This is a genomic window from Geobacillus sp. CCR (assembly GCF_052906625.1).
The window spans coordinates 1-10,705 of record NZ_JBREBQ010000057.1 but is presented as its reverse complement, the minus strand read 5'-3'; the positions used below and the strand labels follow the sequence as shown (position 1 = coordinate 10,705).

The following is a 10,705-nucleotide window of genomic DNA, read 5'->3' as shown; positions in this document are numbered from 1 at the left end:
TGATTCGCAAAATCGGCCGTAAAGAGTCCCGCTGGATGAAGGATCAAAATCACAAAATCAGCCGTCAAATCGTGAATTTTGCGCTCGCCAACGGTGTTGGCGTGATTCGAATGGAAGAGTTGACGGGCATTCGGAAACGGGCAACATCGGCCAAAGAAGCAGGACGAAGCCTTCACTCTTGGGCGTTTCATCAACTGCAAATGATGATTGCCTATAAAGCGGAAATGGCGGGTATTCGGGTGGAGTGGGTGAAGCCGACCTACACGAGCCAAACGTGTAAATGTGGACATCGGGAAAAGGGAAATCGCAATGGCATCCACTTTCAGTGTAAAAAATGCGGATACACCCTCCACGCCGACTTAAATGGCGCCATCAACATCGCCAAAGCAATTTCGGGCTTCGCCGCCTAACCTAGCGCACTGGTCACAGGTGCGCCGCCCATCGGGGTACATTCTAACCCGATGGGACGGGGTGATGACACACCCCTGATCTTGGGCGTGGTCCGAACCAGAAATGGATGAGGACGCGAATGACCCAAGAATCCCACGGCTTTAGCCGTGCGGAGTGTCAAACAGCTTGACTTGCTGATCCCGGTATATACAAAAGAAACGGTCGAAGCCGAAACATTGGCAGGATGGACGATTGACGGCGCGAGCGCCTTTAGTTGGCTCATTGCCGAAAACGGTCTGTTGGTCGCACTATGCACGGTGGCTGTGACGCGTTGGATGTCTCGCTACTCGGAGCGGCAGGCGTTTGTCGGTTCATCCGTCTTATACGGCATCTCGATGTGGCTGTTTAGTCAAACGTCTTCGCTGCTCGGATTGATCGCGGTCATGGCGCTGTTTACGCTGGCTGAGTTGATGACAGCTGGCTTGCAGCAGTCGTTCATTTCCCGCTTGGCTCCGGAGGCGATGCGCGGCCAATATTTTGCCGCCGCCAGTCTCCGTTTTACGATCGGGCGGATGTTGGCGCCGCTGTCGCTCGTCGCTGCGGAATGGATCGGCTATGCATGGACGTTCGTTGTCCTTGGGATGCTGGCGCTAGGAAGCGCGGCCTTATACGCCTGGATGTTTCAACAAGTCGGGCGGCGAATGGAGCGACCGAACGCTTCGTTTTTGCGATAATGGGCGGTGCAAACGGCTATCCGTTTTTCGCTCAGGCGGGTATAATAAAAAGCGCACCGTTGTTCGTGTAACATATATTCCCTGTCTCTGACATAAAGTGGAACTAGACAGCGAGAAGGAGAGGGGAAGCGCTCATGAAACCGCGCGTGTTCGAACCGGATGCCATTGAGGGGGAAACGGGAAGCCGCGGCGGTCAGAACGGCGCCGCGGCGTTGGCGCGCAGCGAAAAGAGGCAGCAGGCGCGCGTTTTGTCTCGGGAAAAGAGGAGAAAAAAGCAATACCGTCTCATCGGCTGGCTGCTTGTCGCCATCGTCGTTCTGTGGGGGGCGAGCACGCTTCTTTGGAGCGGGTATGGGGCGTTGAAGACGGCCGCGAGCCGAGAAATGGCCATTATGCGTTTAAAAGATGCGATCGAAGACCGCGATGTGGCCGCTTTGCAGGCGATGCTGCGGGTGACGGAGGAAAGCGTGCCGATCAACGAGAAAACGTTGGCGCCGTTGTTCGCGTATGTGGAACGGCACCCAGAAGCGTATAAACAGCTAGATCGGGAGTTTGCCCGCCAGCGCAAGAGCGGCCACGTGTATATTAAAGGATTGACATCTTACCCGCCGGTGTTTACGATTCATGTGTTTGAGGACCGGTATGTGTTTGAGCCAGCCCTCTATTTTCTCCATGTGCGCGTCGATGATCCGGAGGCGTCGCTTGTCGTCAATGGGGTGAAAACGGAAGAGGAGGCGACGAAAGACCCATTTGTCAAAAAAATCGGCCCGTATTTGCCGGGCGCGTACGCTGTGACCATCGTCCATTCGAACGGGAAAAAGAAAACCACCCGCGTCGAGCTGTTTGGCGGCGCCCGCGTCCATGAAGTCGACATCACGAAATGAACGAATAAGCAAATACCGCTTCCACGACGGCGGTAATGACAACATCTTGCGTCTGCACAGGCGGCGCTGATGAGGGAACGCTGAGAACAGCCGGACCGTATGGCGTCGGCCGGATCGATGACTGTTCTTTCAGTTCAATCGGCGTGTCATAAAGAGGCAAGCTGAGAGCGCGGGCGATGGCCAGCGCTTTTTCTTTGGCGTTTTTCACGGCCAACGCCAATGCCTGCTGGTAATGGGCTTGTTCGTTTGCTAGACGGAATTCCAAGCCGCGGGCGAGGTTTGCTCCATGGGCAACGGCCGCCTCGTAAATGGCGCCGGCTTTTTTAGGGTCGCGGACGGTGATTTCAAGCCAATGTTCGACTCTATAGCTGGATAATACGTCGGCTCCATTGTGATGTTCGTATTGGGGATAGATGGAAAACGCCGTCGTCTCCAAATCTTCTGTTTGCACGCCAAGCGCCTTGAGTGCTCCAATGACTGCGTCGGTGCGTTTCGCGTTGTCAGCAAGCGCTTCTTGAATATGGACGTGTTCGGTGCGCACCCCGATCGCAATGAGGACGGTGTCTGGCTTGGCGCTGACTGTCCCTTGGCCGGTGACGGTCAGTGCGGCGCGGGAGGCGGTTGGCGGTGTGGGGCGGTGCCAAGGCTGCATCGTGTTCCCTCCTTCTGCTGTTAGGCAGTTTTTTTGTCATCATCCGCCGCCTGCCAATAGTAGACGCGCGGCAGTCCGGCATAGCACCAATATTCTTTCAACAGCGAGATCGCGACAAAGGAGACAAGCTGCCAATTGATCGCTTTCATCCCGATTCCCCTTTCGATGGCCCTGTTACTATAGCCTATTCGAAACGGCCATTGTCCTATGCGCGCCGTCCAGTTGGCGATGAAACTTCTTTGGGTGCTTGTACGTATCATGGAATGGACATGCTATAATGAAAGAAAAGATTAAAGAAGGAGAGGGACCATGAAGCAGCTGCTTCGTACGATATGGCGTTGGTTTGTCTCATGGAACGCAGGGGTCATCGTCGCGGTGATCGTATTCATCGCTGCTGATTTTCGCTTTTGGCCTTCGATTTTATCCGGAATGGGGGCGATGTGGGGGGTGTCCGCCATCATGAAAAGGCGGCATCATCGCCTGCCGGCTGATGTGTCCGCTGAGGAGCTTGTCTACGTTCGCAGCCAGCTTGGCGAAGCGCGCGCGTTATGGAAGCGGCTGCGTCGCGCTCGCTATCGGCTTCGTTCTGTGGTGATGTGGCAAACGGTTTCCCGGTTGAGTGCCATCGTCGATCGAATCATTCGCGCCATCGAGCAACAACCACATCAACTGCGCCTCGCCCAGCCATTTTTCTTAAACGAATGGCCGACGGCGGTGGAGATGGTGGAGAAATACGTTTATTTGGCGCAACAGCCGGTGCAAAGCGCCGATATGGCAAAAGCGTTGCAGGAGACGGAAAGAGTGCTTGACGAGCTGACTTCAGCGGCTGAACGGCAGTTGCTTGAGGTGTTATCGAACGACATCTGGTCGCTGCAAACGGAAGCGAAATGGCTCGAGCGATCGCTCCGACAATCGGATGGGCTTCGTCTGCCGCTGTCAAAGAAAGGAGAATGACGATGGACGAACGGAATCACGGGATGGAATCGACGGATTGGCTGCAAGGGCTGGAACGGACAAGTTCCCTTGATGAGCTGCTTGCAAAGCCGTTTTCTTCGCCGGCCGAATCGCGGCTCAAGGAGGAAGAAAAGCCGGCGCGCGCGCTTGATGCGTTGAAGCCTGAGCATCGGGAAAAAGCGCTTGCGCTCGCCAAACAAATCGACCCGGCCAACCATCAGGCCGTCTTGCAATACGGTGTGGCGGCGCAAGCCGAGCTGTCGAAGTTTTCTCATGCGATTTTGCATCATGTGCAAACGAAAGACGCTGGGCCGGTCGGCGAAGTGATCAGCGAACTGATGGCCAAAATTAAGGAGGTCAACCCCGATGACCTAATGCCGGCGAAAAAAGGGTGGCTGTCCCGCTTGTTCGGCGCAGTGGCCAAGCCGCTGCAAGAGATGGTGGCGAAATACCAAAAAATCGGCGTTGAAATTGACAAAATCGCTGATCGGCTTGAGAAGCACCGGCATTTGTTGCTTCGCGACATCATGATGCTTGAGACGCTCTATGAAAAAAACAAAGACTATTTTGAAGCGCTCAATATTTATATTGCGGCAGCGGAATACAAACTCGAAGAGCTGCGGACGAAGACGATTCCAGAAAAGCAAGCGGAAGCGGAGCGCTCCGGCGACCAAATGGCATGGCAGGATGTACAGGATTTGCGGCAGTTTGCCGAGCGGCTTGAGAAGCGGGTGCATGACCTAAAGCTCAGCCGGCAAGTGACGATCCAGACTGCGCCCCAAATCCGCATGATTCAGCATATGAACGAAACGCTTGTCGAGCGGATTCAATCGTCGATTTTGCATGCCATCCCTCTTTGGAAAAATCAAGTCGTGATTGCTTTGACGCTGTTTCGGCAGCAAAGGGCGGCTGCGGCGCAAAAGCAGGTCGCCGAAACGACGAATGAGCTGTTATTGCGCAATTCGGAGATGTTAAAAACAAACAGCATTGAAATCGCCAAGGAAAACGAGCGTGGCTTGGTTGATATCGAAACGTTGAAGCGAACACAAGAAAATTTGATCGCTACGCTCGAAGAAACGTTGAAAATCCAAGCGGAAGGCCGATTAAAACGGCAGCAGGCCGAACGCGAGCTGGCGGCGATGGAAGCGGAATTGAAACAGACGCTGCTTGCGCTGAAGCGACCGGAGCAATAAGGGCGGATAGGAGATCGTCCTGTTTCGGCTTGCGGCCAAACGTCCGATGGATCCGTCCATGGCTGTAGAAGAAAGCGCCAGAAAATCAAAGAGCCTCATGCGAAACGGGTGTCTAGCGAACGAGAAGACACCCGTTTTTTTCACTTGCCATCCGTTTGGTTTTGAACGGGAGGAGGACGGACTGTCAACTGAAGCGGCCGGCATCCCGGCTGTGCAGCCTCCATTTTCTTTATAGAATAGGGGGATGAGGAGGCTCTTGACCGTACCGATCATTTTCTTGTTCCGCTCGTTCACGATCTTTGTCATCCGGACGGGCGGCGCGGACGTCAAACTCTTCCGCCGCCTCCGTTTGCCATTGGCGGCCGATGAGCGGGGCGTCTTTTTCACCGTGCTCGACAGTGACAAATCGCAGCACATAGGCGTGAAACAGCAATTCCCCCATCGCCGCAAGCAGGGCGGAAAAAAACGCCGCGCTTAATATGGCGGCGCCGGCGATGTCATAAAACGCGCCGATGCCGATCCATACCGCTACAAACACAAGACCAAAATCGGCGATCGTCGCTGAGACGTTGCCAAGGCGCCGCAGAACGTACAAGTCGCCGAGCGCATAGGCGACAAGCGTCAGCCAAAGGCTAAACCATAAAATCTCTGCCGATGAAATGCGCAAAAACAGCGGTAAAATGGCAAACATCACCGTGGCGGTCAGCAAATATTTCAGCACTAACGCAAGCAAATGTCTCATTGGGATTCGCCGCCTTTATTCTGCTGGATGGTTTGGACCTTCTAGTTTTTTATCGCCGCATCCCGGCTGTTTTTCCCTGTCTTTGTCCGGTTGCTGCTTTTTTTGTTGCTGTTCAACGCTGTCGTTTCGTGTTGGCTTTCTCATCGGGGCTATCATCCTCTCTTGATCGTTGTTTATTCGTTAGTTTGCCACGTTTGCCTTTCTATATGCATTCATCATCCATAAACTTCCTCTGTTCATTTTTCGCTCTTGTTTTCACACTAATCACGAAACAGCATTCATGTAGGAGGAATGGTGGATGACGAAAAAGAAACGGCCCGTTGCGATTGCGGGGCAGCAATACGATCCGGCAGATGGCGGGGACGAGTCGTTTGTGTATGAGGCGCTCTCTGAGACGCGCGAACAGGTAAGCGATGTGTATGCAGAAGGAACGATTGAGGCGGCAGTGAATCAAGAAAATGGTTCGAACATCCCCCTTTCGCAGTAGTAAGAAACGTCAAGGAGCTGTTCCTTGGCGTTTTGGTTTATGTTTGTGAAACGGGAGGGGAAAAAGGAAAGAAAAACAGTTCGTACTTTCCCCCATCGTCGTCTATACTAGTAGTGCGCACGGCGATTCACCGATATAAGGGGGATGATCATCGTGAGATGGCAGCGGGCTTTATTGGCGTTGCTCAAAGAGCGGAAAGACCATTCCATCGCGTTGGCGATCGACACATCAAACCGTCCGGAGCGGCCAATGCTCATTCAAAACATCGTGAAGTTGTTTGAAAAACTGCGCCCGGACACGCTGCTCGTCCAAGCGGATTTTAAAATTCGCGATGTCTCTCCGGTTGGCGTGGCGACGATTAAATATTTCAAGCACGGGAAATCGTCGTACACCGAAGTGTTGGAATGGGCCGCTGCGCAAAAAATCGATACGTTGTTTTACATCACCGATGTAACCGGCTATTTTTATGAAGAACTCGAAGTCGACTATGAAGTGTTTTGGCTTGTGCCGGACGATTATATGCCGCGCGTGCCGTTTGGCAAGCCCATTCGTGTGGCGTAACACTGTGAGGAATGCCCCTCGTGATGAGGGGCATTCTTTTTTTGTTAAGAAATTTAACAAACTTTTTGTGTTTGAAACCGATTGCAACCAAAAACACGCGTTGCTTTTGGTTGGTTTATGTTATATATTATGACATATAAAAGGGATGATAAATGACAAAAGGGGGATGCGTAAAATGGATGAAAAAACGTTGACGCTTGGGCTGGATGCACTCTGGGTCATGCTTTCGGCGGTGCTCGTCATCGGCATGCAGGCAGGGTTTGCTTTGCTTGAGGCCGGATCAACGCGCATGAAAAACTCCGGGCATGTGGCTGGCAAACAAATTTTAAGCTTTGCCATCGCCTCATTGGCGTTTTGGGCGTTCGGCTTTGCGATTACGTTTGGGGCTGGGAATAGCTTCATCGGGACGGAAGGATGGTTTTTAAAAGAAGGAAAAGGAACGTTTGACTCGTTGTCGTGGGCGAATGTGCCGCTCGAGCTCAAATTTTTATTCCAGCTCGGCTTTGCCGGCGTGTCGCTGGCCATCGCTTGGGGCGGCTTCGCTGAGCGGGCGAAACTGTCTGTTTATTTTCTTTTCGGCACGATTTTTACGATCGCCATTTACCCGGTGATCGGCCATTGGGTGTGGGGCGGCGGCTGGCTTGGAAAAATGGGAATGCAAGATTTCGCCGGTTCGACCGTTGTTCACTTGCAAGGAGCGATTGCGGCACTCGTGGCTACAATTTTGCTTGGGCCGCGCATCGGCAAGTTCAATAAAGATAAGACTCCAAACGTCATTCCTGGGCATAACCAAGTATATACGGTCATTGGCGGATTGATTTTATGGATCGGCTGGTTCGGCTTTAACGCTGGCAGCACGATGGCGGTTGGCGACGGATTTTTCGGCTATGTCGCGCTGACGACGAATTTGGCCGCCGCGGCGGGAGCGATCGCCGCGATTGTGACGGCGAAAATTTTGGTCGGCAAAGCGGACATTCCAGCGATGGTCAACGGCGTGCTCGCGGCTTTGGTTGCCATTACCGCCGCGTGCGCGTTCGTCGAACCGTGGGCGGCGGTTGTGATCGGTGCAGTGGCGGGGTCGTTTACGTTCTGGACATCCATCTACTTTGAACGCAAAGGGATTGACGATCCGATTTATGCTTTTTCCGTCCATGGTGTCGCTGGCATTATTGGCACGATTTCAACCGGGTTTTTCGCCTCGCCGCGTTTAGTCGAGATCACGGGCATCGGGAAGGCTGGACTGTTTTACGGCGGCGGATTTGATCAGCTGATTGTGCAAACGGTCGGGGTGCTCGGCGCTGCGGTGTATGTCGCTGCTGTTTCGTTTGTCATCTTATATGCCCTGAAGAAAACGATCGGGCTGCGTGTCACGGCGGAACAAGAAATTTCAGGTCTTGATATTAGCGAGCACGGTTCTTATGGCTATCCGGAACAGCTCGATCCGACGTATCAGCCCAAGACCCTCGCCCAGCAGTAGCCAGGAGGGGAAAGGTGATGGAATCGTTGGCGGCAAAGGTGGTCGAGCGGCTAAACCGAGCCGAGTCGGCCGCCGAACTTCGTTTTTGCCACGATGAACTGGCGCGCGAACTGCGGCGCTGTCTAGCACCTGAACAAATGAAGCAGCTTGCAGGCGACGTCGTTTGTGTGCATGAAGCCATCCTTCGCCGCGCGTTCTTCCTTGCGGAGCGGGAGACGATGAAACGGTCGGTCGGCATTCGTCCCCCGGCGTGGTGCTGGTATGTGATGGGAAGCATCGGCCGGTGTGAGCCGACGATTTGGACGGACCAGGACCACGGCATTTTATTCGACTGTCCTGAGGAAGAGGAGGCGGCTTGTTATGAATTCATCCGCCATATGGCGGCGGTTGGGGTGGACATGTTGCATGAGGCCGGCTATCCGTACTGCTCCGGTTACGTGATGGCGACGAACAAGCGGTGGGCGCAGTCGGTCCGCGGTTGGGAGCAACAACTTTCTTCCTATTTAGACAGCGGGTGGCCGAACGACATTCGTTTTTTGTTGATTGCAATGGATATGCGGCCTCTTTATGGGGAAACAGAATTGGCTGAGAAGGCAAGAAAGGCGCTGTTTGCGGCGGTGGCCAAACGGCCGCCGCTGTTGGCGCGCATGGGCGAGCACGTTCAATTTCCTCCGGTTCCGCTCGGTTGGCTGGGCAACGTGCAAACGGAGCGATGGGGGCCGTACAGCGGGGCCGTTCATATGAAACAAAGCGGCTACGTGCAACTCACTAACGCTCTGAAATGGTTGGCCTGTTTTGCGCACGTCCCGACGGCGGGCACAGCCGAGCGGCGGCGGGCGCTTGAAGCGAATGGCGTATTGACGGCGCCGCTTTCCGACGCCGTTTGCGAGGCGCTTTCTGTTTACTATTCGATTCGCCTTAAGTACAGCACTGAGGCGGGGGACGGACGTGAATATGTGTTATGGCGGGCGCTTGAGCGGACGGAACAAAAGCAGCTGAAACAAGCGATGCGCACCGCAAAACGGTTGCAGCGCTTTGTCGCCCGGCGGGTGGCTAACATTCATGCATGAGCGGCACCGGTTTTGGCAACGGGCGCTCCGCTTGTTGTCGCTCGGCGTTCCGCGCGAGGCATCATCCGCCTTATTTGGGCATGACCATTCGCTGCAACAGGAAACATGGCTTCGCTCGCTGCAAAAGGAAAAACAGCACATCATCGATTGGCATGACCGTTTGACTGACATCCCGTTTGTCATCATCGATATGGAAACGACCGGCTTTTCCCCGGAGCAAGGCGATGAAATTTTGGCCATGGCGGCAGCGAAAACGGTTGGAGGAGTCGTGACGGATGCGTACATGACGCTCGTCAAGCCGGAAAAGCCGATTCCGGAACATATTTCCGCCTTGACCGGGATTGAGGCGAAGGATGTGGTGTTCGCTCCGCCGCTTGCCGAGGCGCTGCGCACGTTTGTGCCGTTTATTGCCGCCGGCGTCTTAATTGGCTATCATATCGGCCATGATTTGGCGTTTTTGCGCCATGCCCTTTGGCGCCATTATCGGCAAAAATGGAGCGGACGTTTTGTCGACTTGCAGCCGATGATGACGCTGATCGGCCATTCGTGCCCGACGTTTGACGATGCGTTAGCTTGTTATGGCATCCGTTGCCCGCGCCGCCATACGGCGGATGGCGACGTCGAAGCGATGGCGAAGCTATGGGCGATCTTGCTTGATGAATTCCGCCAGCGCGGCATCGAAACATTGCATGACTTGTACGCCGCGCTCAGCCGGTGTTGATGTTGCCTGTGCGAAGCCTTTGTGAACTCTCCTTGAGAGGAGCGAAATCCAGTTTCAGCAGCCTTGTTTCTGTTGATCGAAAAGCAGTGGGCGCTCGGTGGGGCAAACGGGGGACTGGCTGCAATGAAAAAAGCGCCGGATTTGGCGCTTTTTTTCGTTCGTATTAGAGCGGCTTTGTCGGCGTCGGTTCGGCGTAGCCTTCTTTATATTTTTCATCGATCATATGCCGAATGTCTTTGATCGATTTCCCTTGATCGTAAGCGGCGATCGATTCAGCGGCGATGTCGAGGCAGACGCCGCATTTGGTCGCATGATCATCCCAGACGACCGAGCCGTCTTTTTTATTTTCATAGACAAAGCAGTCATAATTGTTCTTATGGCCAGCTGATTGCCCGCAGCCGCAATAGCAAGGGATATTCTCAAGCAGCTCGCGGTGTTCAGCAGCCTGTTGGTACAAGGCAGCCATCTCTTCTTCAAACGCGCTCAAAAAGCTTGGCAAATGCTCGATCGATTTTGTCGTCTCCCGAATATCGCCGGTGGCGGTTTTCGTCATCTGCGAGTGGCTTTGTTCCTGAACGCCGTCATCGGTGCAGCTTGAGAGCAGAACGCTGAATGACAATACACATGCGGTGATGAAGGTAGAGCGTTTCACCATCTTTCTTCCTTTCCGTGCGAGGTTTGCATTTTGAATGTACCATACCGATGGATAAGCAGCAACTATATAGATGCAACAAAGAAGTTTAACATATCCTTGACAGAAAAGTGGTTTGCCCATTTTCGACTGTCGAAGGCAAGCGTGTGGCTTGCCTCCGTCACGCCTTAGCGTGACGGAAGACCGAA

Annotated in this window: 14 protein-coding genes and 1 pseudogene; 10 read left to right on the top strand and 5 right to left on the bottom strand. The window is 53.9% G+C overall.

Features of this window, described 5'->3' with window-relative positions:
- From ACVBDQ_RS16960 to ACVBDQ_RS16950, 3 genes and pseudogenes are all read left to right on the top strand, one after another.
- The coding region (locus ACVBDQ_RS16960; RefSeq protein ID WP_446663361.1) for an RNA-guided endonuclease TnpB family protein at positions 1–410 on the top strand (410 nt) is incomplete at its 5' end.
- Positions 411–569: 159 nt separating this feature from the next.
- Positions 570–1,124, top strand: a pseudogene (locus ACVBDQ_RS16955) (MFS transporter); the annotation flags it as partial.
- 134 nt (positions 1,125–1,258) lie between these two features.
- Positions 1,259–2,008, top strand: a complete 750-nt coding sequence (locus tag ACVBDQ_RS16950) for a hypothetical protein (protein ID WP_011230940.1) — start codon at positions 1,259–1,261, stop codon at positions 2,006–2,008.
- Here ACVBDQ_RS16950 and ACVBDQ_RS16945 read toward each other — a convergent pair.
- Both ACVBDQ_RS16945 and ACVBDQ_RS16940 read right to left on the bottom strand, forming a co-directional pair.
- Positions 1,998–2,660, bottom strand: a complete 663-nt coding sequence (locus ACVBDQ_RS16945; protein WP_033025225.1) for an SIMPL domain-containing protein — start codon at positions 2,658–2,660, stop codon at positions 1,998–2,000. The genes ACVBDQ_RS16950 and ACVBDQ_RS16945 overlap by 11 nt on opposite strands.
- A gap of 20 nt (positions 2,661–2,680) precedes the next feature.
- Positions 2,681–2,809 carry a hypothetical protein gene (locus ACVBDQ_RS16940; RefSeq protein ID WP_013145587.1) on the bottom strand — a complete coding sequence of 43 codons (129 nt, stop codon included), beginning with the start codon at positions 2,807–2,809 and terminating at the stop codon, positions 2,681–2,683.
- Between the two features lie 160 nt (positions 2,810–2,969).
- Between ACVBDQ_RS16940 and ACVBDQ_RS16935 the strand changes: the two genes are divergently transcribed.
- Together ACVBDQ_RS16935 and ACVBDQ_RS16930 are read left to right on the top strand one after the other, a co-directional pair.
- Positions 2,970–3,614 (top strand): 5-bromo-4-chloroindolyl phosphate hydrolysis family protein, encoded by a 645-nt coding sequence (locus ACVBDQ_RS16935; RefSeq protein WP_013145586.1) that lies wholly within the window; start codon positions 2,970–2,972, stop codon positions 3,612–3,614.
- A gap of 2 nt (positions 3,615–3,616) precedes the next feature.
- Positions 3,617–4,807: a toxic anion resistance protein gene (locus tag ACVBDQ_RS16930; RefSeq protein ID WP_014195623.1), complete on the top strand. Its 1,191-nt coding sequence runs from the start codon at positions 3,617–3,619 to the stop codon at positions 4,805–4,807.
- Positions 4,808–5,036: 229 nt separating this feature from the next.
- Here ACVBDQ_RS16930 and ACVBDQ_RS16925 read toward each other — a convergent pair whose 3' ends face one another.
- Both ACVBDQ_RS16925 and ACVBDQ_RS16920 read right to left on the bottom strand, forming a co-directional pair.
- Positions 5,037–5,549, bottom strand: a complete 513-nt coding sequence (locus ACVBDQ_RS16925; RefSeq protein ID WP_081132497.1) for a YndM family protein — start codon at positions 5,547–5,549, stop codon at positions 5,037–5,039.
- A 15-nt stretch (positions 5,550–5,564) separates the two neighbouring features.
- A complete protein-coding gene (locus ACVBDQ_RS16920; protein ID WP_014195625.1) occupies positions 5,565–5,693 on the bottom strand; it encodes a hypothetical protein in 129 nt (42 codons plus the stop codon).
- A 154-nt stretch (positions 5,694–5,847) separates the two neighbouring features.
- Here ACVBDQ_RS16920 and ACVBDQ_RS16915 point away from each other — a divergent pair, with 154 nt between their 5' ends.
- The 5 genes from ACVBDQ_RS16915 (at position 5,848) to ACVBDQ_RS16895 (ending at position 9,865) form a co-directional block, all read left to right on the top strand.
- Positions 5,848–6,036 (top strand): YozQ family protein, encoded by a 189-nt coding sequence (locus ACVBDQ_RS16915; RefSeq protein ID WP_014195626.1) that lies wholly within the window; start codon positions 5,848–5,850, stop codon positions 6,034–6,036.
- A gap of 153 nt (positions 6,037–6,189) precedes the next feature.
- Positions 6,190–6,597, top strand: a complete 408-nt coding sequence (locus ACVBDQ_RS16910) for a VWA-like domain-containing protein (protein WP_014195627.1) — start codon at positions 6,190–6,192, stop codon at positions 6,595–6,597.
- Between the two features lie 175 nt (positions 6,598–6,772).
- Complete coding sequence (locus tag ACVBDQ_RS16905) at positions 6,773–8,074, top strand: ammonium transporter (protein WP_014195628.1); 1,302 nt, start codon at positions 6,773–6,775, stop codon at positions 8,072–8,074.
- 17 nt (positions 8,075–8,091) lie between these two features.
- A complete protein-coding gene (locus ACVBDQ_RS16900; protein WP_021322064.1) occupies positions 8,092–9,144 on the top strand; it encodes a DUF294 nucleotidyltransferase-like domain-containing protein in 1,053 nt (350 codons plus the stop codon).
- Positions 9,137–9,865 (top strand): 3'-5' exonuclease, encoded by a 729-nt coding sequence (locus tag ACVBDQ_RS16895; RefSeq protein WP_014195630.1) that lies wholly within the window; start codon positions 9,137–9,139, stop codon positions 9,863–9,865. The genes ACVBDQ_RS16900 and ACVBDQ_RS16895 overlap by 8 nt, the downstream gene beginning before the upstream one ends.
- Positions 9,866–10,028: 163 nt before the next feature.
- Here the strand turns inward: ACVBDQ_RS16895 and ACVBDQ_RS16890 are convergent, their stop codons facing one another.
- Positions 10,029–10,520: a PCYCGC motif-containing (lipo)protein gene (locus ACVBDQ_RS16890; RefSeq protein WP_014195631.1), complete on the bottom strand. Its 492-nt coding sequence runs from the start codon at positions 10,518–10,520 to the stop codon at positions 10,029–10,031.
- Positions 10,521–10,705 lie beyond the last annotated feature (185 nt).

Coding starts and splice junctions, on each gene's coding strand:
- ACVBDQ_RS16895 (WP_014195630.1), top strand. CDS start 9,137: ATGCATGAGCGGCACCGGTTTTGGCAACGGGCGCTCCGCTTGTTGTCG.
- ACVBDQ_RS16940 (WP_013145587.1), bottom strand. CDS start 2,809: ATGAAAGCGATCAATTGGCAGCTTGTCTCCTTTGTCGCGATCTCGCTG.
- ACVBDQ_RS16930 (WP_014195623.1), top strand. CDS start 3,617: ATGGACGAACGGAATCACGGGATGGAATCGACGGATTGGCTGCAAGGG.
- ACVBDQ_RS16945 (WP_033025225.1), bottom strand. CDS start 2,660: ATGCAGCCTTGGCACCGCCCCACACCGCCAACCGCCTCCCGCGCCGCA.
- ACVBDQ_RS16915 (WP_014195626.1), top strand. CDS start 5,848: ATGACGAAAAAGAAACGGCCCGTTGCGATTGCGGGGCAGCAATACGAT.
- ACVBDQ_RS16920 (WP_014195625.1), bottom strand. CDS start 5,693: ATGAGAAAGCCAACACGAAACGACAGCGTTGAACAGCAACAAAAAAAG.
- ACVBDQ_RS16935 (WP_013145586.1), top strand. CDS start 2,970: ATGAAGCAGCTGCTTCGTACGATATGGCGTTGGTTTGTCTCATGGAAC.
- ACVBDQ_RS16905 (WP_014195628.1), top strand. CDS start 6,773: ATGGATGAAAAAACGTTGACGCTTGGGCTGGATGCACTCTGGGTCATG.
- ACVBDQ_RS16890 (WP_014195631.1), bottom strand. CDS start 10,520: ATGGTGAAACGCTCTACCTTCATCACCGCATGTGTATTGTCATTCAGC.
- ACVBDQ_RS16950 (WP_011230940.1), top strand. CDS start 1,259: ATGAAACCGCGCGTGTTCGAACCGGATGCCATTGAGGGGGAAACGGGA.
- ACVBDQ_RS16900 (WP_021322064.1), top strand. CDS start 8,092: ATGGAATCGTTGGCGGCAAAGGTGGTCGAGCGGCTAAACCGAGCCGAG.
- ACVBDQ_RS16925 (WP_081132497.1), bottom strand. CDS start 5,549: ATGAGACATTTGCTTGCGTTAGTGCTGAAATATTTGCTGACCGCCACG.